The organism is Chlamydiales bacterium (assembly GCA_031292375.1).
Lineage (GTDB): Bacteria > Chlamydiota > Chlamydiia > Chlamydiales > VFKH01 > JARLHF01.
Genome location: JARLHF010000061.1, coordinates 17378 through 42327 on the forward strand (window position 1 = coordinate 17378; position 24950 = coordinate 42327).

16 protein-coding genes and 1 pseudogene are annotated in these 24950 nt (G+C 37.3%); 4 read left to right on the forward strand and 13 right to left on the reverse strand.

The features are described from left to right. The first annotated feature begins 55 nt into the window (after positions 1-55). Entirely contained in the window at positions 56-1321 is a 1266-nt protein-coding gene (locus P4L16_07655; protein ID MDR3624996.1) for a hypothetical protein, read from the forward strand. A gap of 95 nt (positions 1322-1416) precedes the next feature. Here P4L16_07655 and P4L16_07660 read toward each other — a convergent pair whose 3' ends face one another. The 3 genes from P4L16_07660 to P4L16_07670 form a co-directional block, all read right to left on the reverse strand. Then, on the reverse strand, positions 1417-1911 hold the full coding sequence (locus P4L16_07660) for a hypothetical protein (GenBank protein ID MDR3624997.1): 495 nt from the start codon (positions 1909-1911) through the stop codon (positions 1417-1419). Between the two features lie 9 nt (positions 1912-1920). Continuing rightward, positions 1921-7488 carry an RHS repeat-associated core domain-containing protein gene (locus P4L16_07665; GenBank protein ID MDR3624998.1) on the reverse strand — a complete coding sequence of 1856 codons (5568 nt, stop codon included), beginning with the start codon at positions 7486-7488 and terminating at the stop codon, positions 1921-1923. Positions 7489-7574: 86 nt separating this feature from the next. After that, entirely contained in the window at positions 7575-8339 is a 765-nt protein-coding gene (locus P4L16_07670) for a hypothetical protein (protein MDR3624999.1), read from the reverse strand. A gap of 156 nt (positions 8340-8495) precedes the next feature. Between P4L16_07670 and P4L16_07675 the strand changes: the two genes are divergently transcribed. Then, positions 8496-8804: a hypothetical protein gene (locus P4L16_07675; GenBank protein ID MDR3625000.1), complete on the forward strand. Its 309-nt coding sequence runs from the start codon at positions 8496-8498 to the stop codon at positions 8802-8804. Positions 8805-9088: 284 nt separating this feature from the next. On the opposite strand, the gene P4L16_07680 is transcribed toward P4L16_07675, so the two are convergent. The 10 genes and pseudogenes from P4L16_07680 to P4L16_07725 all read right to left on the reverse strand — a co-directional run bounded on the left by P4L16_07680 (position 9089) and on the right by P4L16_07725 (position 17405). Further along, the gene (locus tag P4L16_07680; GenBank protein ID MDR3625001.1) at positions 9089-10492 is read right to left on the reverse strand and encodes a hypothetical protein; all 1404 of its coding nucleotides are present in this window, start codon (positions 10490-10492) and stop codon (positions 9089-9091) included. A gap of 73 nt (positions 10493-10565) precedes the next feature. Next, positions 10566-11189, reverse strand: a complete 624-nt coding sequence (locus P4L16_07685; GenBank protein MDR3625002.1) for a ribonuclease HII — start codon at positions 11187-11189, stop codon at positions 10566-10568. A 2-nt stretch (positions 11190-11191) separates the two neighbouring features. Continuing rightward, the gene (gene rplS / locus P4L16_07690) at positions 11192-11659 is read right to left on the reverse strand and encodes a 50S ribosomal protein L19 (protein MDR3625003.1); all 468 of its coding nucleotides are present in this window, start codon (positions 11657-11659) and stop codon (positions 11192-11194) included. A gap of 53 nt (positions 11660-11712) precedes the next feature. Beyond that, positions 11713-12807: a tRNA (guanosine(37)-N1)-methyltransferase TrmD gene (gene trmD, locus P4L16_07695; protein ID MDR3625004.1), complete on the reverse strand. Its 1095-nt coding sequence runs from the start codon at positions 12805-12807 to the stop codon at positions 11713-11715. A gap of 1 nt (position 12808) precedes the next feature. Continuing rightward, the gene (gene rpsP / locus P4L16_07700; protein ID MDR3625005.1) at positions 12809-13141 is read right to left on the reverse strand and encodes a 30S ribosomal protein S16; all 333 of its coding nucleotides are present in this window, start codon (positions 13139-13141) and stop codon (positions 12809-12811) included. Then, positions 13132-14460: a signal recognition particle protein gene (ffh, locus tag P4L16_07705; protein ID MDR3625006.1), complete on the reverse strand. Its 1329-nt coding sequence runs from the start codon at positions 14458-14460 to the stop codon at positions 13132-13134. The genes rpsP and ffh overlap by 10 nt, the downstream gene beginning before the upstream one ends. A gap of 381 nt (positions 14461-14841) precedes the next feature. Beyond that, positions 14842-15687 (reverse strand): peptide chain release factor N(5)-glutamine methyltransferase, encoded by an 846-nt coding sequence (gene prmC / locus P4L16_07710; protein MDR3625007.1) that lies wholly within the window; start codon positions 15685-15687, stop codon positions 14842-14844. A 1-nt stretch (position 15688) separates the two neighbouring features. After that, complete coding sequence (gene prfA, locus P4L16_07715) at positions 15689-16744, reverse strand: peptide chain release factor 1 (GenBank protein ID MDR3625008.1); 1056 nt, start codon at positions 16742-16744, stop codon at positions 15689-15691. 120 nt (positions 16745-16864) lie between these two features. Next, positions 16865-17098 (reverse strand): annotated as a pseudogene (locus tag P4L16_07720) (type B 50S ribosomal protein L31). Between the two features lie 76 nt (positions 17099-17174). Then, positions 17175-17405, reverse strand: coding sequence for a hypothetical protein (locus tag P4L16_07725; protein MDR3625009.1), 231 nt, complete (start codon positions 17403-17405; stop codon positions 17175-17177). Between the two features lie 99 nt (positions 17406-17504). On the opposite strand from P4L16_07725, the gene P4L16_07730 reads away from it, so the two are divergent. Together P4L16_07730 and P4L16_07735 are read left to right on the forward strand one after the other, a co-directional pair. Beyond that, complete coding sequence (locus tag P4L16_07730; protein ID MDR3625010.1) at positions 17505-20687, forward strand: hypothetical protein; 3183 nt, start codon at positions 17505-17507, stop codon at positions 20685-20687. Positions 20688-20749: 62 nt separating this feature from the next. Continuing rightward, positions 20750-24811, forward strand: a complete 4062-nt coding sequence (locus tag P4L16_07735) for a hypothetical protein (protein ID MDR3625011.1) — start codon at positions 20750-20752, stop codon at positions 24809-24811. The last annotated feature ends 139 nt before the right edge of the window (positions 24812-24950 follow it).

Here is a 24950-nt window from a genome sequence, read left to right on the forward strand (position 1 = left end):
CGACAATTTTATATCATAATGGGCGCAAAACTCAGGTTAATAAAGGCGCATTACAATGACTATTCAGCAAGACTACATTCGCTTTACTAATGATGTTTCTTGGACAGAAACAGAAACGATAAATAAACTGCGCAACTTAAGCCAAGTTAATGGAAAAAATCAATGGATTTGTGCTCATTTAGAGACTCAAGATAGTAGCCTAATTCAAAAAATCATCTGGTTTGTTGTCAAACACTTCCAATGGATGCGCTCTCTCTTTTTTGACATCAACCTCAAAGAATCTCAAGAAATGCTACAAGACCTTGTTCATCAAGCAACAATAAAAAATAATCCTTTATTGATCGAACTTCTTTACAAAGCTATCGGTAACTTCAATGCGATAGCACCCCGCCATCAAGTTATCTGGTCCAAAGAACAAATGCACCAGGCAAAGAAAAGCGCCTATCAAGCCATTATGTCAGTGCAACCAACTTCTATTACCATTAAAGTCAACGAACAATCTATTAAATCCTTTTCTAATAACATGAACAGACAGTGTCATCTAAACATTGAAACTTGCTATCTTCCAGACTTTAATGAAAAGGCTACAGCTGCTGCGCTGGAAAAAGTAACTTCTCTTGAAATCATCTTCTCTCCTACTATAACTGACAATGATCTGGTTAACTTACCACCACACATTGAGGAGCTTATTCTTTATGACCTTCCAAGTGTTACTGAAGTGCCTCTCTTGCCATCTGGTCTTACTAGGCTTTACATAAGTACTCTAAACGTTGATAGCCTTCCTGTATTACCATCCACCATTAAAACACTTCGTATCGATCATCTACCTATTAAAAGCTTTAATCTATCTGAGAAACTTATAACGCTTGAGCTTGCTGCCTTGCCAAATCTTGACATAAATGCCCTCCTCTCCTCTTTAGCTTGCAGTAGGCATCTAAAACATCTTGATTTGCGCATAATCAATATCACTAATGCAGCATTGGCAAAGCTTCCACAGCTCTCTTCTCTCACTTTAGCTTACATGCCACAGATCTGCGATTTATCTGCTCTTCCCAATTCCATTCAAACTCTTACACTAGACTCATTAGAGAATGTAACGAATGAGACTTTAGCTTCTATTCCCAAAACAGTTCAACATCTAGAATTAAACGGATTACCAAAAATTACAGATCTATCTTCTGTATTCCATATTAAAGAAGTAAAGTGTTCCGATTTACCAAATGTTATGAATCAATCTTCCTTGCCCTCCAATATTACGTATGAAGATAAGGGCGCACCATCCATAGGAGCCACGGGTCTTGACAACAACAAGTCCACCTAGAGCTTATCTAGGGCGAATGCTTCCTAGGGCGTTGCCCTAGGTACCACAAAAAAGATATTGCAGGCTGAAGGCCTGCGTTATAATAACCTAAAACGTCACTCAACGGGCGTAAGATACTTTAAGTCCGGCTCTAACAGAGAATAGGGATAAGCAAAAAGGTCTTCTCCCTCTGCAACAATTTTCTTTCCTGTAATGCTTTGAAATTCAACATAAATGTGGTCGATACGCTCAGGATACATTTTTACGTAAGAGCCTCTCATGGTAATCTTGACAACACGCAAGTGATTTCCCCTCCTAACCATCTCCAAAAGCCTACAAGAGGGTGAGCTAACATACTTTGTTTTCGATCCATCTTTTTCAAAAACAACTTCCCAACTTGGAGATGCACTAATCGTGGGACAATCAGAACCACTTATATTATATAAATAAACATCTTTATTAAGGGCAAACGTCTTGCCTATCAATTGCTGGTATCTAGGATCGTCTTTCTCCTCTCTTTCATAACGAGTTGTTTTATCTACAACGACACTCAACATAGAGCAGCTAGTAAACATACCTAAAAGCATCACGGCTAACAAATATCTCTTCATGCTTTTTCCTCAATAGCCACTTTCAGTAAAATAAGCTCCATAATTCTGCCAGATGCTTTGATAAGATGCACTTAAAATACCATGATCCGCAGGAATCCAAGAGCCATGTACATGCAGATGCACTCCATACCCAAAATGCGCACGCAGCATACCTGGAAAATCACCTATCCAGGCAACTGGATCCAAAGAATTCACATGGTTGACAACTGATGCTGCCTGATCATTTGGAATCATATGAGCTGATCCAAAGCTGCGCACATGAATGTGTTCTCTTTCTTCTGATGACAAGTGCTTTAATCCAAGAGATGTGAGAAGACCCCCTTGACTATGCGTATAATGAATAACATGCGCACTTTCACTAATGGCTCTTTGAGTAAGTTCCTTTAATCCATCTCTTGTAACTTGCTCTGCATGCGTTGGAATACCCACCACATTAGCTATACATTCAAAAAAATCCAAAATAAAACCATGACTACTGTTATAAATCATATGAACCACTGCATTTCTATGAGCCCTAGAAATTTCTAAAGCTGTTGCCCTTGCTTCCTTAAAAGTATTACCTATCCCATTTTGAAAGGCATAGATTTTGCCAGGAGAGGGTTCTGTACCTACTTCGTGTGTCTTAGAGATGTCTTGCAAGGGGCTGCCATCGGGCGGCAAAAAGCTGCCATGCTCAATGGCATTACCAAGCGCTTTTATACCAAGGCGCACATAAGGAATAGGAAGCTCATGCCCCAATACATGAACAAACCTGCCAAGAGTAGAGCGGGCATAATCGATAGACTTTCCAAGATAGTTGACATTTTCCTTAGGAGAAATCACCTCTTGCTCTTTTTGATGAGAAGTGTGCATCTTATGACTTGCGTACTCATAACGAGGATCATGGCGGTGTACACCTGCCGTTGTAAGCCCATAAAGGTCAATAAAAGTTAACGGATTGTTATGCACATAGGCATACAGGTTTACCCCATCTCCAAAACCCTTTGGATCCATTGTAAGCCAAGTGCCCACTTGAGGATCAAAGTAGCGCCTTCCAAAGTAGATAAGGCCACTTTCATGGTCTTGCCTTTTACTAGAAAAAAGCCAAGGAATGGAGTAAGAGGAGTGTTCTTTTTCACAACCTGTTTCATCATAAACAAAAAATTTTCCAAAGGCCGTGTAGCGATAAGATTCCAGAGGAGCGCTTGTATCCAAATCCAAGAGAAGAGCCAAAGAGCCTTGAGTATCATGAATGGGGATAAAGATGCGATCACCTATTTCTAGAGCAATGGATGCTCCTATCTCTGCACCCAACCCCTCTCCTAATATTCTAAGCTCTTTAATAACCCCAGAGTCATCAAGAGATCCAATCTCATTATTACCGGCATAGAGATAGTGTTCCTGATCTTTTGAGATGCGACGATTAAAACCATCATAAGTATAACTATGTTCTTCACCACAACTTTTAACAAACTTAATAAGGCGGTTCAATGCATCATAAGAGTAAACACCTCTCGCATCTTGAACCCTGTTCCCAGAAAAATCATAAGAATACACACATTTTTCTGCCTCGACAACCTGATTTAATGCATTATGCACATATTTCTTATCATTAACGCTTATGCGATTATGGATAGAGTCAAAAGAATAACAAATAACTTGACTCGATCTCTCTTCTACCAGCTGGTAGAACTCATCGTACAAATAATTTGTAGAAAACCTACCTCCTGTATCAGAAGTAGTTGTTTTTAAAACATTGCCACAAAGATCAAAAAGATCGACACATTTTTTATAATGCTCTGAATCTATGCTAGAAATATTTCCATAAAGACTCCAACCAAAATTCACTGTTCCAGAGGGCGTCTGCATGCAGGTAATACGACCAGACAAATCCCTCTCTTTATACATGTGTTGATAACGTATATTTTTATTAGGGTCTAACCTGGTAATAGTTTGTGGATACTCTCCCACATAAGTAGTTTTTATTGAAGAGCTATCTGGAAGAATAAGCTCTATACATCTACCCAAATGATCGTATGAGTACTTGAGAACCTGGTCATTGGCAAGCACTTCTTGTGTTACTTGTCCATGCACATTATATGCCCGTGTAGTTACAGTCTTTGTAATCTTGTCAATGACCTGTAAAGGAAGATCTTGCTCATTGTAGACATAAAGATAATCAGTAGGAGCTGCCAAATCATCCCCATCAGAAAACAGCCTAGAAATCCTTCCACGTGCATCATATTCGTAATTGATAGCAACACCTACTTGATTTATACGCCTTATAAGCCTTCCTTCCCTATCATATTCAAAAGAAGTTGTTTGTGCATCTTCCGTGCCAGAGGCAATGACTTCTTTCTCTTTTCTATTCATGGGACCAAACTTAAACTGAGAGACAAAAGAAGATTTAAAATCTGTCCCCTCAAAAACATCTACAATGACACAAGATACATTGCCAGACAGATCATAGTACACTTCTTTGTAAGAAATACGCTCGCCTGCAGCATTTTTAACTTCTGTAGAAGAAATCTTCCCATTTCTATCATAAGTTACAAGTGTACATACGCCTATGGGATCTCTTGTTGTAACTTGAAGTACTCTTTGTCCATGAGAGTTAATGTAATTTCTATCATAAAAAATATGCGTTGCATTACCTGCAGCATCTATAATTTCTACTGGCATATTCAATGTATCATAACGTGTTTTTTCCACTTGAGGAGCTTTACCAAACGTCGTGCTCTCAATTTTGTTTCCATAGGAATCGTAAGTATACATAAGCCTTTTTAATAAACCCTGAGAAGATTCTACTTGCTCTTCAATAACTTGCCCAAGTAAATCTCTTATCGTAACATAAGTAATAAAATCAGTATTAGACTCTCCTATTGTTTTCCTACACACCTCATTTAAATCATCATATTCAAAAGTTGTAACACGGCCCTCTTTTGAAATCTTTATAACCCTTCCAGCACCATCATAAACATATTTTGTAATTACACCTGCTGCATCTGTTTCAGAAATAATATGAAAGGCATTATATTCTCTGGAAGTGGTTATCAACTGTTTTCCAGATCGATCAAAAACTGTTTTTTTAATCTCTCTATCCTTTGCATCGTACTCATAATAAACTTTAGAACCATTTTTTAGGGTTACGCTTTTTAGAGTACCGCAAAAGTTGTACTCATAAAACTTTTGTGTTCCATCTGGATAGAGAATATGCGTAGGATTGCCTGTTGTGTTATAAGAAATCTGTGTTACATACCCACAAGGACCAACCTCTTCGACAACATTTCCAAAGCTATCATATTTTTTTGTTACAATAGGTGCTTGAAGAGATCCATCCTCTAAAGCTATCTCTGAGCTCGCAGCTTTTAGTAAATTACCAAAACAATCATACTCAAAATTTTGTTGTGCTCCAAAAGAATCTTCTTCTAACACCTTCTGACTTAAATAATTATAGCCATTTTTTGTTGTCAGAAAAGTTCCATCTGGATGCACTTCCCTCGTCGATAGAAGGCGATTTACAAGGTCGTAAGTATATTCTCTGTAAACTCCTCTTGGAAGATCTTCTCGTATTTTATTTCCACATGCGTCGTAAGAATAAGTACTTATATTGCCAAAAGGATCTGTTTCTGATGAGATATGTCCTTTGTCATCATAAGTAATGTGCAATATGTAGCGAACGTCTCCATTCCCATCACAAATTGTTTGCTCCATAATCTTATTATTTTGATGATAACAATTGATTTTTCTAGAAAGCAATATTTCTCTTCCTGAGGATTTATCATAATAAAGCTCCTCTAAAACCTCTGGAAGACCCATACCAGGATTAGATTTTCTTGGAATAATTCGAGAAATACGCCTTTCATAGACATTTGTAAGATCAGAACATTCTTGAGAAGAGCCATCGTCAATGATTTTTGAGGTAAGCAAATGATCTGAGTCATACTCGTAAAAACACCTCTCATGAACTTTTCCATCGATGATAAGTAATTCGCTTTTTGGAAGATTCGTACCACTCAGATAAGTAAAATGCTTGACAGCTCCCTCTTTTATAGATTCTGTTAATTTCAAATGAAAATCATCTTTACTGTATGTAAATGCCTTAGTAAAACGCTCTACATTGCCTTTAAACTGCTCTAAATCATTTGCATTTTTAGGCGTTGCTTGAAACTTTCCAGATAAGTTACCACAAAAGCTCTCTTTTATAACGTTGCCTGCCTCGTCATATTCAAATAAGCGTGCACACACGATTTGTCCCATCTCATTTTTCCAAAAACGACAATTCAAATTCGTATAGTGAACACTCTTTGAATTTTCTTCCCATATCATATTCTCGCTATGATAAAGCCTTCCAGAAGAGAGGTGGCGATCAATTGCATAAACACGCCGATTTTTATTAAAGTAATAACGCACTCGGTTATCATAAGCATCAAACACATCCGTATAACCTGCATCTTCTCTATGCTTATGTGTCAGCTGATAATAACAGAAACGCTGCGTAATTACAGGTGTTGCATCAAATCCTACAGGAGCTCTTTGAATAAATACTTTACCACCATCATTGGAGGGTTTATATCCCTTATCAGCCTTCTGAAAAGGGCAAATAGGGGGTAAATAATCTTTTTCACAATAGTAAAATGTTTCGAAAGAAGCACTATTTGGCAATATTTTTCTGGCAAGAGAGCCCTTTTTTTGATGGTACTCATAAGTGATATCGCACCCCTCTCTTCCGTTTGCTTCCTCTATTACAAAACTATCTTTTTTTAGTTGCTTATAATTATAATAAACCCTCTTACAATCACTTGTTGAAAGCTCAACTAATGCGCTCTTTCCTGCTTGCATATTTTGTATCTGCAATGTTGCACTACCAAAAACCTTGTCTTTTGAGGGATTTGTTGCTTTCAGTGTTACGACATTTGTACTTGCCGTTTTACTTCTTTCAATGATGATACGGTGTCCACTTGGTTTAATGATCTCACAAAGCTCGAAGGGGTGAGCATAAAGTCCGCTCCAGCCAGTGGTTATAGGTGTCTCTGGCTTATAGATACGCTTTGTTCCATCACTTTCTTGAAGATAAAGTTCTTCAAAAGAGGAAACACATGCATACTGATTTTTTTTATTGGTACTGCCTCCAATCTCGCCTGTTGCAGAATTGACAAGACCTTTGTCAAAATGGGAGCGTGCGATGGGAAGGGGCGTCTGTACAGCGCAGGGCTGCTTAGAAAAGTAGGCAAACTGATCCCCCGTTGAATCTGTTGCCAAAACCTGAAGTGAAGTTCCATTTTGTCCAAGTAATGCTGTATGGTCATGTAAAATATGCCATCCACCACAATTAGAATGCTCTTTATCATCATGATAACGCTCAAAAACAAAGGGAACGGGACCTGTTAGCACATAATCTATGTCCCTACCAGCGCATCTTCCTGTCATCACATTGACAGTACCATTCACATGCGTTGTAAGCTCACCCTCTTGAGTAAGCTCCAAGTTCTTTTCTGGGTTTACTCCCTTTCTTGATTGATCAAGCAGATCATTACAATGACCTTGATTCAAGCTTAATAGGATTATAAAAGATGTAATGAATGACAATTTTTTCAAAATCCCACCCCTATTTAAGCAATACGAGCAAGACTTTATATATTTAAATTAAGTTTGAAGCAAGTGTAAATTTTGAAAAGTATTTCCTAATCTGGCTCCGTTATAGCAGCATTAAGATCAAATAGCTTATTAGCTCTTTTAGGCTCAGTACGAGTGTGGGTGGTTGTTTCATGTTGAACGATCATCGGATTCATCTTAATTAATACGACCTTATCATCATGCAATAGCTGGCGGTCTGCTAGATTAAGACATCCCAAATTCCAAAGAAGATCTACATCTCTCAGGATATCCCCATTAACTTGAAAATTTCGTGTTGAAAACTTAGTTATCCAAGTTTTTTGTAAATAGCTGGTACAATGATGCGTTTCATTACGTAGGGCTATATAATCAACCTCTGAAAGAAAAATGATTTTGCGATTCTTTAAATCATTCTCCTCAAGTTTTAATTTTTGAATATAACCACTAACCAGCTTACCAAAAGAATTTTGACCTTTGGATACATATACTGTTCCAATATCTTTATTTAGACATTTCTTGATAAATTCATCACTCCCTTTTGCATGGTATTGATGCATTGCATAAGCCTTCAGCGCAATACCAATAATGACACCTGGAATGAGCAGAACGACCATAATTGCACATTTTTTCCAAGAACGCTCATCTAGTTGGTAGATAAAATCTGTTTGAAGAGCCAATTGTTCATCTCTTTGAATTAACTCTACTTTTTTACCATTCCAAAGATATTGAGCTGGCTTCAAGCACATATTGGCAAAGTTTTCTATAGAATGTATTTCTTTCCCTTTAACTTCTGTAGTTAAAATATAGCTCATCGTATTTGCTAAACTACTCATAAAGAAACCTCATCTAAATTTATTTACAAGCTAATTATATCATAATTTTACATTAAATATCAATTATTTTTTATAATTATAAACATTAAATTTTTATGTATTTTTTAAATCAAATTGATTACAATCTTGTGAGTTTTAATTTAACAAGGATAATTTATGAAAAAAATTACATTATTAATAGTATTCGCATCACTACTTGCTTCTTTAAGCTTAAGTGCCGCTCACCCAAGAAAAAAACATAAAGAACACTCCATAAATTTCTCATTTAACGTAAATTATGGATCCCCTGCAAGAAAGCCCTCATTTCAAAGATACCGTCCTATTGCATATGCTCCTCAACCAACTGTTATTATCCTCGATGATAGCCACTACTACTCTTCTTTTTACAGAGAGCGTTGTTATCCAATTGTTGTAAGAGAACCTGTTATTATAAGAGAATCCGCGCCCGTTATCTTCCTTCGTTAAACGTATAAAAGCCTGGTTTAGAATACTATAAAGCAGGCCTTCAGCCTGCAAATCATGTCCTCAGCACACCTAGGGCGAATGCCCTAGGCTTTTATAAAGCAGGGCTTTCGCCCTGCAAATTACGCATACAATCATTAAGGTACATAGAAAAAGATACTGCAGGCTGAAGGCCTGCGTTATAATAGCCTAAGGCACACGCCCTAGGAGGCACACGCCCCTAGGAGGCCCTAGGAGCCCTAGGTGTGTTGAGATGTGATTTGCAGGCTGAAGGCCTGCTTTGCAAATTATGGTTGAGACTCTGTTACTTTAACCAACTTAACTAACTTAACGCGAGTTTCTGACTCAGCTTGTTTTCCTGCTAAGAAAACTCTGGCTATATCTTCCTGTGGCAATGCTTCACCTGTAACGCTTGTAAATACTTTGCCTGCACTACTCTCCTTCTTCTTCTCATACTCTTCAGCAATTTCTTTGCGTATATCCAGGACAACTTGCCATCGATTTAAAATGCTTTGCATACGCTCTTGAACTACAAGATGCGGCTTTAAGAATTCTCCTATTTTTTCTTCTTGCTCGCTTGCTACTGCCTTTCCATTTTTATTAATATTCTCATGCTCATAACCAAGATAGACACGAGTAAGCCAAATGGCTGTAGAGATACTCCAAAGAGGTATTGCTATATAAACTGCAGAGGTAATTAAAGCAGAAGTTGCAAAAGCAGAAAATATTGCAGAAACAGCTCCCACAATAATTAAAGCAACTTCTGCCCAAGTCTGATAAGAGCGTAATCTGTCTATTCTAGACTTTAGTGCACAAATTTTACTCTCATAATCACTAATTTTTTCACGTTGTTCTTCTGTAAAGAGCTCTATTAAATCTTGAGCAGGCTTGGGCTTTGCACTAGAGTTATCTTTAACAAAATAATGTTCAATATTACCAGTAGTTCTGATTTTATCAGTAATTAGATCTAAAATCGCATCATCTTTAGGGTCTTTATTATCAAAACAGTTATTTTTAATGGCTTCAAGTAAGGCGCTTACCCCAAATTCACTATCTAATGCATCGTTCAATATCCCTTGTAATGCACAATAATGCTTATTCAGGTTCATGCAAAAATTTTGCTCTTCACGATAAACGCTTTCACCCTTTTTAGAGGCCAAATCTTCACGATATTCAGAGTAACTCTTAACAAGCCAAACAATTACTGTAATAATAGAAATAGGTAAGGCAACGTACCATCCCGTGGTAAGTAGTCCTACACGAGCAATGAGTATAAAAACAAAGCTTGCAAGACTACCTACAATACCAGCTATATTTAACCATTTGGCGGCAGAACCCCAACTTTTCCATTCTTGCTCAATTGAAGCAATAGAAGATTCCTTTTCTGCAATCCAATCATTAATCCCCTTTGCATGCTCACCATAAACTTCCACTCTATAACGACAAACTGTTCTTCCATTTTCCTTGGTGACTGTTTTAAAAGGAATAGGCTCTAAAGAGCCATTAGACTCTACAAAAAAATTTAAGATTTTTTCTTTATGATCTTGAAAAATCTTGCTAGCGCTTAAATCAACTGATCTTGCAATTGGATGATTATTAATACTACAAACCCTTCCGCCAGAACCTCTACTTACAATATGTTCAATAATATTAACAGAAGAGATAGATGGTATTATTGCAGAGGCTGACATAAATTTTATCCTAACGTATGTAACTTAATTGGTGTTAAAGCAATTATTGTACTAATAAATAATTAAGAAATAATTAAGACCCCTTCAAAGGTTCAAAAGTAAAACGGTGAAGCGGTGTTGGCCCATGAACTTTAAGAGCATCTAGATGCTTCTTTGTACCATATCCTTTATGAGAATCTAACCCATAGTTGGGCCATTTTTCATGATATTCAAGGACCAATCTATCTCTAGTTTCTTTAGCAATAATTGAAGCTGCGGCAATAGAATAAGACAAAGCATCTCCACCAACTATTTTTTTACAAGTAAATCGCTCATGGAAAAGCTGCATTCCATCTACAAGTGCATAATCAGGAGAAACTTCTAGTCCATTAAGCGCGAGAATCATCGCCCTTATACTTGCTTGATAGATATTAATTTCATCAATTTCTGCGGCAGAAACGATTCCAACTGCATAAGAGACTTTTGCATGACGTATGAGCTTAGAAAAGATAGATGCTCGCTTTAGAGGAGTAAGCTTTTTACTATCATTGACACCCTCTATCCAAACACCTTCTGGGATAATACAGGCGGCTGCAACCACCGGCCCAAAAAGGCAGCCTCTTCCAGCTTCATCAACACCTGCAATATGTTTATACCCCAGGTCTCTTGCTGCCGTCTCATACGCATAAAGTGCTTTAAGACGGCTCAGTTCATTCATACTTAGGCACTAGCTGTAGCTTGAACAACTTTTGCTTTCTTTGGCCCGCCAAGCAACTCTTGCACTTTTGCTTTCTTACCAGAAGATCCACGTAAATAATAGAGTTTACTACGTCTTACGCGCCCTCTTTTGGCAATTTCAATTGTAGCAATACGTGGGCTATGCAAGAAAAATACTCTCTCCATACCCTCTCCATAAGCTACTCTATGCACAGAAAAAGTCTCAGAAACACCTTTTCCCTTACGAGCAATTACAGTGCCTGTAAATACTTGAATACGCTCTTTTTCCGCTGCAGCCTTAGCTTTAGATTTACTCTCAGCAGTTTTTGCGCCTCCACCCTTAACTCCTTCTGTAAGAGCCGCTTCCACAATACGCACATGCACACGTACAGTATCTCCTACTGAAAAGTCAGGAATATTGTCCTTCAACTGACTCTTACCAATCTCTTCCACAATTGCGGCATTGCTCATTTCAAACTCTCCTCATATACCCTAAAATAAAAATATCTAAAAATAAAAAATACTTAATTACCCGCTAAAACAGCATACCAAATGTGCCCATCAAGATCAACAAATGTGATTTCCTTTTCAGCAATAACAAGATTAGGAGATCTCTTTGTGCACGACTTTTTACTGCGTAAACGGCCTGTAAAACTGTTAAATTCTTTAGGATCTGTAAAAACCATCTTCATGCAGCTTAAAAAGCTTGTTCTCTCATCCGCACTACTAGCTTCTACTAACCCAATCCTACTCACAACTTTTTCTTCACAACTTGTAAATTCAAGTACTGCCTCTTGCTCGTTTTTCTGCTCTAAACGAAGGCCTAGTTGTTCAGAGTAAAACTTTATACTCGCTCTTAAATTTTTAACAACTAAATAAGGAAATAATCCCCTATTTTCCAACTTACTTTTCGACTCACCAAAAAGATGGCACGTAAAGAGATCTGGTCTAACAACGTAAGTTTTTGCTAAAGATTCACTATAACGCCATTTTCTAACCCGCTCATGATTCCCGCTGAGCAAAACTTCTGGAACTTCTAAGTCCTTATCAATAGAGGCATAAATAGGAGGTCTTGTAAAATGTGGGCAATCAAAGATTCCTGCTTCAAATGAGTCTTCAGCTGCAGCATCTTCACACCCAAGAACTCCAGGAACAAACCTTGCAATGGCATCTACTAAAACTATTGCAGGCAAGCACCCATTAGTTAATACATAATCTCCAATACTTATCTCTTCATCTACCTCTAAAAACAGAGCTCTCTCATCTACACCCTCATAATGCCCACAAAGTAAGATAATATGCTCTTCCTTAGCAAGAGCTCTACTCCTTGCAGCATTTAAAACAGCGCCTTGAGGAGATAAGTAGATAACTCTAGGCTTAACTTTAGAAGCCTTTTTAAGGCTTCTAATTGCATCCACCACAGGCCCTGGCATAAGAACCATTCCAGGTCCTCCTCCATAGGGTCTATCATCTACTCGCTTATGCTTATCTGTTGCAAACTCACGAAGATCAACTAAGTTGATCTTTAAAAGCATCTGCTCCCTTGCACGCTTAATGATACTCTCATCGAATGGACCTTTAAAATAGCCCGGAAATAAGGAGAGAATATCTATCTGCAAATTACTTGCTGCCTGCTTTTCTACTCTTTCTCTTCAATGCAACTTTTGCTCTTTTAGCAACTTCTTTTTCGCGCTGAAATGCAACTACATGAGGAGCTACTTTTGCAAGGAGTGCTGTAGCTCTTTCAGATACTTGTACGCCATGAGAAATCCAATGTTGTACACGATCTGCTTTAATAGAAACAAGTTTATCTTGCTCTTCTTCAAATGGGTTATACCATCCCAAATTCTCATGATACTTTCCATCTCTCTTAGAGTGCTCATCAGCAAGTACCAATCTATAAAATGGACGATTATTACGTCCTTGTTGCCTTAGTCTAATTTTTAGCGCCACGCCATTCCTCCCATCATTTTTTCTAACTGTTTCATGTTAGGCATATTTTTAAAAAATTGCTTTGCTTGCTTAAAACTTTTAACAAGCTTGTTAACTTCTTCTACTTCTGTCCCGCTACCCTTTGCAATTCTCTTGCGTCTACTCGGGATAAGCTCTACTTTTTCTTGCCTTTCCGCAAGCGTCATCGACAAAATCACAGCCTCAATCTTGGCAAACTTTTCATCTGACATCTCTAACTCTGGCATCGAGCCTACACCAGGAAGCATTTTTAGCAAACTTTTAATGGAGCCCATCTTCTTCATCGTCTGCATTTGGCTCAAATAATCGTTATAGGTAAACGTAGCTTTTCTAATCTTTTGCTCAAGCTTTTTAGCTTCATCATCATTCACGTGCTCTTGAGCCATTTTTACGAGATTAATCGTATCTCCCATACCCAAAATACGATCTGCCATCGATGTTGGATTAAAAAGCTGCACATCATCAAGCTTTTCACCAGTCCCCTCAAATTTCAGTGGCTTTTCAGTAATATGTGCAATAGAAATAGCAGCCCCTGCTCGTGTATTACCATCGAGCATGGTTAGGACAGAGCCTGTAATTTCTATGCGCCGATTAAATTCAGCTGCAATATTTACTGCTTCTTGACCCGTTGCCGCATTCGCAACAAAAAGCACCTCTTGAGGTTTCAAAGCACTTTTAAGAGTCGAAAGCTCCTTCATCAACTCTTCATCAACATGCAAGCGTCCTGCAGTATCCACGATAATGACATCAAAATTTTCTGCACGCGCCTTTTCAAGGGCCAATAGGGCAATATGTTTTGGATCTGTTGATCCCTTTATCGAAAATACAGGAACAGAGATCTGCTCACCTAGCACCATTAACTGATCAATGGCTGCAGGTCTTTGCAAGTCACACGCCACAAGTAAGGGCTTTTTATGAAACTCTTTTTTCTTTAAAAACTTTGCAAGCTTCGCTGCAAACGTTGTTTTTCCAGAACCCTGAAGACCACAAAGTAGAATAACAGCAGGACTCTGTGATAAATCTAAAGCGGATTCCTGCTCACCCATCAAGGCAATTAATTCATCATGTATAACTTTAATAAATTGCTGACCAGGACTTACCGACTTAATGACAGCATCACCCAAGGCTTTTTCTTTAACTCTCTTAACAAAATCTTTAGTTACAGAATAGTTTACATCAGCCTCTAAGAGGGCAAGACGTACCTCTCGTACTGCTTCAGATATGTTATCTTCGGTCAGCTTTTTTTTAAAAGAAAGCCCTGAAAATACACTGGATAACTTTTCGGTCAATGCACCAAACATCTTAAAACTAAAATCCACATTCAAACGTGAGCATTATATTTCATTAGAGAGTATTTCGCAAAGAAGAAATGATATTTGATATATACTCTCTCAACAGTAGACTTCTTGCATAATTACATTTGCTTAGAAAAATTGAAATTTTTTGAGTAGATTTGTTGATAAATTTTGAGAGCATATATGAATATATGGTTGAAAAATTTAACGATAAAGATGCCAAAAAAGACAATTTTAACAAGCAAATGTAATTATGCAAGAAGTCTAAATAAGATAAAAAATTTTTTATGTATATTCTATCGCTGAAGGCGATCTTGTTTATCCTGTTCTTCTCGATTCAGAAGGCAGCAACATTTAAACATAGCCCTCTAAACATAGCCCTCCGTTTCAACTCTTTGAACCACTCAAGAACCGATCCCTTTGAGACCAGTCTTGTTCTACTTGGATGTCTTGCCAGCCTTCCCTCTCAAATAAGCTCCTAACTGCCGGGCCTTGGCTACAACCTATCTCTAATGCAATGATGCCACCAGAGGGCATATGTGCTAAAGCCTCTTTTGCAAGCTTTTCGTAAAACTCAAGACCAGTTAGGCCTCCTACAAGTGCACCCTTAGGCTCAAAGTTCACAACGCTTTCATCTAAAGCAGAAAACTCCGCTTCAGAAACATAAGGAGGATTACAAATGATAAGATCTACTGTTTCAGAAAAATTTTCCAAAAAATCTGCATGAATAAACTGGATGTTAACACCATTTTTTTGTGCATTGCGCTTTGCAACTTCAAGCGCATCTGCCGAAATGTCTAATGCATAAACCGTTGCAGTTTTAAACCTGTTTTTAAGTGCAATAGCAATACAGCCAGAGCCTGTACATAGATCCAAAATAGAACTATTTTCAAGTCCTCGCTTTTTGATGTCTAAGGCAATTTTATCCACCAAAATTTCTGTTTCTTGTCTTGGAATAAGAACAGAAGAGTTTACCTCAATTTTGCAATCATAAAAGTCGACATAACCCTGTATATATGCAATAGGCTCATGAGTACTCCTGCGCTTTAAAAAATGACGACACCTAGAAAGCTCTTCTTCTGTTAGGGGCTTTTGGTAATCTAGATAGAGTTGCAATCGCTTAAGTCCAAGGGCACAACTCACAAGTTCATCTGCTTCTCGTCTTGGATTTACAAATCCCTTCTCTTCTAGATACTTTGTCGATAACTGAAGAATATCTGCAATTGTTTTCACTCTAAATTGCTTCTAATTTTTTCTGATTATAATGGCTTACAAGGGCGCTTGTGATATCATCTAGCTCACCTTCCATTACAAGATTCAAGTTGTAAAGTGTCAAATTAATGCGATGGTCTGTCACTCTATTTTGAGAGAAGTTATAGGTGCGAATACGCTCTGAGCGATCACCAGAGCCAACTTGTGTCGATCTTTCATTGGCAATATCTGCTTGTTTTTTTGCATGCTCTGCTTCAACAATCTTAGCCTTTAAAAGACGCATAGCTTTATCTTTATTCTTATGCTGACTTCTCTCTTCCTGACAATAAGAAACAAGTCCTGTTGGGATGTGTGTCACTCTTACTGCTGAGTCTGTTGTATTAACGTGCTGACCACCTGCTCCTGATGATCTGTAGGTATCTATACGAAGATCTTTTTCGTCAAGTTCGAAATCTTCCTCAGCACCAGGCTCAAGAAGGACGGCAACCGTAATTGCAGATGTGTGTACTCTTCCTTGCGTTTCAGTTGCAGGAACCCTTTGAACCCTATGTGTGCCACCCTCATGACGCATAAATCGATAGACGTTTGGGCCAGAAAGAACCATTACGTATTCTTTGAAGCCACCCACCTCGGAAGGCGAGGCTGAGAGAGTCTCCAATTTCCAACCCTTTTTAGTTGCATAATACTGATACATACGTACCACATCGCCCACAAAAAGAGCCGCCTCATCACCACCCGTTCCTGCTCTGATTTCAACGATTGTATCTCTATTATCATTAGGGTCTGGAGGGACAAGAAGATGCTGCAACTGAGTTTCCATTTGCACAATCTCTTTTTCAGAGGCCTCTATCTCTTCTCTTAAGAGCTCTACAAACTCTTGATCAGTTTCATGCTTTAAAAGCTCCCTATTTTCTTGCAAACTATTTTGCTTTGCAAGCAAGAGCTTCCATGTTGCGACAACTTCAGAGAGATAAGCATGTTCCGTCGCTAAAAGACGATAGTTTTTCTGATCAGACAGGACTTCGGGCTTTCCTAAAGCCTCTTCGCATTCAGCAAGCCTTGATGCAAGCCTTTCGATCTTTTCTTTCAATGCTTAGCTCTTTTTTTTCTTTTTTGCAGCTGCTGCGCCTTTTGCTGGGGCTTCTTTTTGATCAGACGCAGATTCTTGATCACTCTCCTCTCTTTTTTTAGTAGCTGCTGCATAACGCTTTAAAAACTTGTCTACGCGTCCCTCAGAGTCAACAAACTTATTGCTACCTGTAAAGAAAGGATGAGATGCTGAAGAAACTGATGCATAATATGCAGGATATTCTTTTCCTTCAAATTTCTCTACTTTATCAGTCTTTAATGTGCTTCCACAGACAAACTTATGGCCAGTAGAAGAATCTATAAAAAGAACATCTCTGTAAGCAGGATGGATATTTTTTTTCATGGTATAATTCCCAAGGGTTCAATAGTAGATTAAAAAAGAGCAAGCTTACCCACAAAATGAAAAAAATACAAGGCATTTATTCTGTATAAGCAATAAGCGCCATCCGAAGGGTAAGCATACCTTCCAGAATTCCTTCCTCGTGACGAAATTGAGGATTATATTCAAGTTCTGGATAATCATTTGGCTGCAAAAGATCCTCTTCTGTAATGTTGGGAATAAAACGCTCAGCCTCTTTTAATAACTTTATCTTTTGCTGCTTGATGACATCATCTGCTACTTCCATAAAACTTTCTTTTATTAAATCCATATTTTACATTCCATTTTTTAACTTTAACTCTTCTTAATATAAATCAGCTACACTACATTTCATTGAATTATATACCTAATGATAGTAAATACTTAAATTATGAGCAGCACTAATCCTATTCAGCCCTTTAAGGCAAATTTTTCTCAAGGACCTAACTTGCCAAAGCCACGCACTTCCTCTTGGCTCGGTCGTATCTTCCGATGGATAGGAAGCGCCTTTGGATCTCTCTTTCATATTTTTAGCCGAAGTATTCCCTCTCATCCAAGACAACTTCCTCCTCCACTTCCTCTTCCACCACCCCTTCCTCCCACAGGCAATGCTTATACAGAACCACCTGATCAAAAAAGTCTAAGGGATGCTTTAAAGATGATTGCAGAAAATCCTCTTTTCGATGTAGCCCTACAAGTAGAACAAAGAGAAGAAGATAGACCCATTGAATTTGTAAATTTTTTATTTGAGCCCTCAACAGAACCTGAAAAAATTGAAAAATTAATAGATTTTGAAAAATTAAATGCTTTTAGACAACAACTTTTAGAGACTATTTCTTTTATAAAACGCCAAGATCCTACTGAAACTATCCCCAATTCACAGATCATGCGTCTGCAAACTCTTTTTCAAGGTCTAGATAAAAAAGCTCCCAAAAGTGCTGAAGAAATCGTTACAAGCATTGGAACACTCTTTCAAGTAGACTTTTCCCTCCTTATTCCTACTCTAGAGCAATCGATTACTGATGATATTACCAAACTAAATATCTCTCCTACTCCTGAGAATCCCAATTTTACTTCAGAGATACCTGAAGACTACAGTACCGTTCCAAAAATACCCAATAGATTACTTAATGTAGAAGAATTGCTCCATCAATCACTTCTATTCATAAGCAAAAGTTCTTCCTTCTGTAATGCCTTCCTAAACCCGCAACAAGTAAGTCTAGACAGTAGCAATCCAGAGCAATATACACATGCAATGCAACATAACGCCTATCTTCGCGCCCTTTGCACCCATTTAACAGCACTTGTATACAAGCTCAGAGAACATCCTCCAACACCTATTTCAAAAGAAGAACTAAGCACGCTCAAACAATTATGTCAAAACCTCAACATCGTCATAGACAATAATCTCGATGTGGTAGACGTCATTGCACGCCTTGGCAATTTCTTTTCAAGACCTGTAAAAGAATTAAGTCCACTACTTCAGCATTGCACTCTTGCTTTTACAGCCAATTGCCTTCCAATGCCTCCAAACCTAGAAGAAAAAATCGAAAATGCACCACAACCCCCTTCTCAGTTTGCCTCCTCTCTTCAAAGAAATCTTTGGAAATCCCTCTCAATTGCCAGTAGAACTGACATTCTATTGCCAAGTGAACCCAACAAGGTTGTTGATGAAAATCAATCCCTTCTTGAATACTGCAATAACTTAAAAATTCAATCTATAATCAACCTCTTTCACTCTCAATACTTTGCTATTATCAATAAAATAAGACTACAACAAACGATTAGCAAAGAAGAAATAAGTACTCTAGAAAACTTATGGATAAAATCTCAAGGATTACCAACAACACCTCCATCGCCCATTGCAATTCTATCCTCAATTGAATCTGGTTTAACAATGGATATGCGCGCACTTGGGGATCTCTTAAAAAAACAAGTTGAAACTTATACAAGTGACTTAAAAGTCCTATCCGTAAAAAAGGGACAATATAAACGGATCTCAAGTGAGCCCTATTCTCAATCCCCCCCGCAAGGTTTAAACAACGAACAATCCCTACTTTTAGAATCACTTTTATTAATGAGCCGCAATCCTATTATTGATAAGCTTTTAGAGTATCCTAAATGTATTGATCTTCCAAAAGAAGTTACAAACATTGACGAGACAGCTATTTGGTTTCAAAAACAGGCTGCAAATACAGAGAAAAAAGCCACTCGCTCTCACCTTATAGCTGTTATTACAAAACTAAGAAGAAATGAGCCCATTAGCAAAGAGGACCTTGCCACCCTACAAAACGCTCTCGAATCGAGTAATATAAATGCTGCATCTACAACCCTAATTACAGACTTGTTAGACTATTTTCATCCCGATTTTAATGCTAAACAAACATTTCCTATTTATGTTGGGAAAGACCGGGAGGGAGATCCTATCTTTGAGCAAGTTACTGTTATGCAAGAACTTTTAAAATTACAATCCCTTGAAGGAAGTGGACGCTTACTTTCAGTTGATAGTCTTGCACCAGCAGATGCAAATGTACAGATGCTAAGCCTTAATAACCTATCTTGTACTTGCTATATGAATGCCTCTCTTTGGATGCTAGCTCGCCTAAAACATTTTGACAGACCTCTTAAAACGCTTATTCCTTCTAAAGAGTTAAATTTAGCAACAGCTACTGCCAACGACATTCATCTATACATCCAACATTCCCTTACAATAAAATTACAACAACATCTTGCAGCTATCATTGACCGTTTACGACGCGGCACTGAAGTTACAAGAAAACAGCTAGATACCTTATTTGAATTACTCCAACTAACGGGCTGGCACCATGATAGAGGGGATCAACAAGACCCTCAAGAATTTATTGAATCTCTCATCAACCTCTTTGCAGAGGCTTATACAGGAAAGGTCTTTAATGCCGATCAAGTTATTGATACATACCGATTCACAGCTGAAAAAGACTGGGATCCGCTTTCTTTCACTCTTTCAAGCCCTGAAATAGCTATATCATTACCACTACCTACCAAAAATCGTGAAGAACTTGACAGTGAGCTTACAAGCATGGAAAAAATTATACAAAATTTTCAAGTTCAAATACTTACAAAGGACGAGCGAATAAAACTTGATAATGGAGAATTGGTAGATGGAAAGCTAATAAGCCATTTTACTGAAGGTAGAACGCCCGACACTCTCTTACTACAAACAAAACGTTTTTGGACGGAAGGAGGATTCAACCGCGATTTTAAAAGCGGTAAACTAACTTTTGAACTCCCCATTTTTACAGAACAAGGTGCAACTCTTACAATCCCCGTCTATAAAGAACAAAATGGTAAGATGATCCATACAGAGGATAAAACATACGCCCTCTCATCTGCCGTGTGTCACTGGGGAGGAAACTCAGCAAATTCTGGACACTACATTAACTACTCAAAAGATGTTAAAGGCAACTGGGTACGGCATAATGATTCGAATGAGCCAAAAATCGTAAATTTTGAAGAAGCAAAACAAGACATTTCAACAAATGGCTATTATTTGGGCTATGAGTTAGTTTCTACCAAGAAAATTAATCCCCTTTAACTAATCTTTATAATACTTAATTACAATACCGCATTCATATATAACTTAACAAAAGATTAATTATGTTTGGGGTAAACTCTGTTCATTCTTTTAATTTACATCCCATTCCTCACAAATCTAACTCAATGATTGAAAAAAGTTCTTGGCTTGGTCGAATCATTCTCTGGGTAAGACAAAGCTTTGAGTCTCTCTTTCGCCTATTTTCCTCAAGAATTGTATTACCAGCCCCAACTTCCATAGACGATGAGGATACAGTAATACTTTGTCCTCCAGACAATCTCCATATTGGAGTAAGTATAAATGAGCTAAAAGAAATAGAGGGTATAGCCCCTAATCAGATAAGTCTTTTAAATACTTTAAAAATTATTGCAGAAAATGACTTTTTTAATGCATTTCTTACTAAAAAAGACAATCCGCTTATTGAACCTTTAAATTCTTTTAAAAAGCAACTCTATGCAATTATTCATTTTATGAGGGGTGGAGATTCTACAATTTCTGTAAAAGTTAACCATGTAAAATACCTTCAACACCTTTTAAAGACATTGAATCAAACATATCTTCCTCCAAATACCACAAAAATATTTGAAGCCATTGGCAACCTTCTCCAAATAGATTTGGATGCTCTTAAACCCTTTATAAAGCTATCTATTGATAGAGATATTACTATTCTCAATATTACTCCTACATCCAATCCCAATCTTCCTTGTGCAGAAGATGACAACATAGAATTTACACCTCCACAACATCTTACTGGTGAAGAAAAAACGCTCTACCTAATGATATCTTTTATAAGTAAAAGTGCTACCTGCTTTAATGCCTTCACAAATAGAGAACAACTCGAAGAAGATCAAGAACATTCTGTTACGCACATGCAACACAATGCTTACTTTAATGCTTTTTGTACCCATTTGACAACGCTTGTTCACAAAGTAAGAAGTCAGCTACCTATTACAAAAACGGAGATGAATGCCTTTAAAGAGCTATGCAACCAACTTGATATTAAAATATGTGGATACCCTAACACAATAGATCCTCTTATCTCTTTTTGTCGATTCTTTCAAGTAGATCTTGAAGTATTCAAACCTTTTATTGATAGCTGGATGCTATTTCAATTACCGCAAGGTGAACAAAAACCTGTTGAATTGATACCTCTTCCAGAAAACAGGGTTATAGAGGCTCAAACAGACTTTAAAGGGAATAAACTAAATAAAATATGTTATGAAACTCTTTTATCTATAGCACAAACCATTGACAGCGATAATTGTATTTTGCAAGCCGATCTCAACAATATGCCTGCACATGAGCAACATGAGCAAGAAAATGATTTTGACTATTATTGTCGCAGTGCCCAGTACAATGCACATGTATCGGCATTTCGAGGCGTACTCACCCATCTAGCTAATAAAATAAGACAAAATGGAAATATTACAAGCCAAGAACTTGATCGTTTTAAAAAGCTCTTCTTCTTTCTTGGAATAGATCAACTAATAGGAAAAGACCTAAGAAGCAACACAGACTTTATTTTGTGCCTTGGCAGCTTTTTCTTTAAATCCCCTACAGACTTAAAACCTATACTTCAAAAAGCTATAAGTTCCTCTCTTTTGTCATTAAAAATTAACGACAGAGCTACTAAAATAGCAAATCCATGTACATTTGATCCTCAAAACACTCCTCGATCACCTATTTTAACTTACGACTTTCGTCTTTTTTGGGATACACTATTATTCATAAGCACAAACCGCCAGGCCTTGCTCATTATAAAACCACCTTACAAGGCCCTGCAACAAGAGCCACACGAAAATGAGGGCGTTTTTCTATGTCGTCAACTTAAACTCAAATCTGCAGCTCCTTTGTTGCATGCTCATATACGATTCCTAGTTAATAAAATAAGAGAAAATAAGGAAGTATCTGCTGATGAATTAATGGCTTTAAAACAACTATGGGAGCTAATTAGAGAAGAACACTTACCATTTGCTGAATCCATTACAAATAAAACTAGAATGCTAGCTGCTCTTGGCGATTTATTTTCTTCAGACCAGAAGACTTTAAAATCTATTTTACAACAGTCAATGCCCTCAGAAGCTCCTTTAGAAAAGTTGGAAAAAAACACTAATAACGCTTTACAAAAGCCTACTCCCTATTTACCTCACGATGGCCAAGCTCTTTGGGATTCTCTTACAATCACAAGTAGATCTGATGATATGTGCGAGCTTCTTTTCAAAAGTAATTTCAGGTATACCATCCCTGACAATGCATCTCTCTCTGAATACTGCAACTACTTAGAATTTAAATCTGAAATACAAGCTTTCCGTGCTCACTATCTAAAACTTGTTAACAAAATGAGAAGAGGTGAAGAAATTAACAATGATGATTTATATCCTCTAAGAGATATGTGGCGTAATTTACCAGGCTCAAGAGAAACATCCACGAATCACCCTATTAATATTCTACTTTATATTAGCTCTAATTTTACAAATGAGAGTACTCCTCTTATCAAGGCAATACGAGCATGCTATGAAATTTTCAAAAAGGACTTAAAAATTCCTAACATATCTAGGATTTCAGCCAAGATTGTAGATACACCAAAATTAACTGACAGTTATACAGAAGACCCTCCAGAAGGATTAGATAGGGATCAAAGAATTCTAATGCAGATACTTTTATTTGTACGTGACAACCCAATTTGTAACAATATTTTTGACCCTCTAAATCTTAATGGTTTTAATCTAAACGCTCCTGTTAAAAGTATTAAAGAAGCCCATACTCACTTCCCAACACTAGTAGAATATACGCTGAAAGTTGCAGTCCTCAAACACCTTGCAAATCTTACATTAAAATTAAGAACAAACCAGGCAGTTAGCAAAGAAGATTTAGTCGATCTTCAAAGGGTCTTGAAAGAATCTGATATTGATATTTCTGATTCTTTATCATTTATTAAACACGTATTAGACTACATTCATCCAAATTCCAAGCATGATAACACAATCCAAAATATCAACATGCTTTTAGTGTTAAATTCTTCTGAACTTAATGAAAACTTACTTTCTCTTACTGGAGACCTTACAAAAGTAGATACAAGTAAGAAGATGTCTTCACTTGGTAATTTAGGTGCTACTTGCTATATGAATGCATCTCTTTGGCTAATTGCTCGCCTAAAACACTTTGACAAGTTACTTACAATACCTATTAACGTAGACTCAGAGAACATAGAACAGCGCCTTAAGCAAGGCCTTGCAAATAAATTACAAAAGCACTTAGCTGCCACCATTGATCGCTTACGGCGTCAAGTACCCATTGAAAGAAAATATCTAGAAACACTATACACACTGATTCAATCAACGGGTTGGCCATATGATTTAGGTTCTCAGCAGGATCCTGAAGAGCTTATCCGTCATCTAATAAATACCTTTGAAGAAGCTCATACAGGAAAAAATGAGACAGTAACTCAAGTTATTGATACATACAAACTTACATCCGTAAAAAGTTGGAGTGCAGACTTAGAACCGCAAGAATATCGCGCAACCATTGAATTACACTTACCTAGCATAGAGGATAAGGGTGAATATCTTGAAGAGCATATCAAAACAATGGAAGATCTTTTAGAAAATCTTCATACTTCTCACTTTAACAATGAGAACAAAAACCAAATACATATTGGGACAGAACAAAAAGATGGTAATGATGTCCAGATATATGTAGATGGAGAACAACATCAATATTTCACTGAAAACGCAATACCAGAAACACTTTTGGTTCAAATAGCACGTATGCACTACTGTATGGAAGCAAATACTAGTAAAAGGCTTGACTTTCCAATTCCTGTTTTTAAAGAGGATGAAGCTACACTTACCATTCCTATCTATAAAGAGCAGGATAATAAAATGATCCAAACACAAATAAAAAAATATGTTCTTTCATCTGCAATTTGCCACAACGGTGCTGGATCAATAGACAACGGGCATTACATTAACTACAGCAAGAATGATAAGGGTGAATGGGTAAGATATAATGACTCTAGTCAGCCAGAAATTGTAGACTTTAAAGATGTAAAAAATGCTATCTCGATAAATAGTTATTATTTAGGTTATGAATTGTCCTCTACAACCAATGTAACACATGAGTAAATAGACTTCTTGCATAATTAGCTTTGCTTAGAAAAATTGAAATTTTTTGAGTAGATTTATTGATAAATTTTTCAAGCATATGTGAACATATGGTTGAAAAATTTAACGATAAAGATGTCAAAAAAGACAATTTTAACAA

Coding starts and splice junctions, on each gene's coding strand:
- P4L16_07725 (MDR3625009.1), bottom strand. CDS start 17,405: ATGGATTTAATAAAAGAAAGTTTTATGGAAGTAGCAGATGATGTCATC.
- rplS (MDR3625003.1), bottom strand. CDS start 11,659: ATGAGCAATGCCGCAATTGTGGAAGAGATTGGTAAGAGTCAGTTGAAG.
- P4L16_07730 (MDR3625010.1), top strand. CDS start 17,505: ATGAGCAGCACTAATCCTATTCAGCCCTTTAAGGCAAATTTTTCTCAA.
- P4L16_07655 (MDR3624996.1), top strand. CDS start 56: ATGACTATTCAGCAAGACTACATTCGCTTTACTAATGATGTTTCTTGG.
- P4L16_07675 (MDR3625000.1), top strand. CDS start 8,496: ATGAAAAAAATTACATTATTAATAGTATTCGCATCACTACTTGCTTCT.
- P4L16_07685 (MDR3625002.1), bottom strand. CDS start 11,189: ATGAATGAACTGAGCCGTCTTAAAGCACTTTATGCGTATGAGACGGCA.
- ffh (MDR3625006.1), bottom strand. CDS start 14,460: ATGTTTGGTGCATTGACCGAAAAGTTATCCAGTGTATTTTCAGGGCTT.
- P4L16_07670 (MDR3624999.1), bottom strand. CDS start 8,339: ATGAGTAGTTTAGCAAATACGATGAGCTATATTTTAACTACAGAAGTT.
- P4L16_07680 (MDR3625001.1), bottom strand. CDS start 10,492: ATGTCAGCCTCTGCAATAATACCATCTATCTCTTCTGTTAATATTATT.
- P4L16_07660 (MDR3624997.1), bottom strand. CDS start 1,911: ATGAAGAGATATTTGTTAGCCGTGATGCTTTTAGGTATGTTTACTAGC.
- P4L16_07735 (MDR3625011.1), top strand. CDS start 20,750: ATGTTTGGGGTAAACTCTGTTCATTCTTTTAATTTACATCCCATTCCT.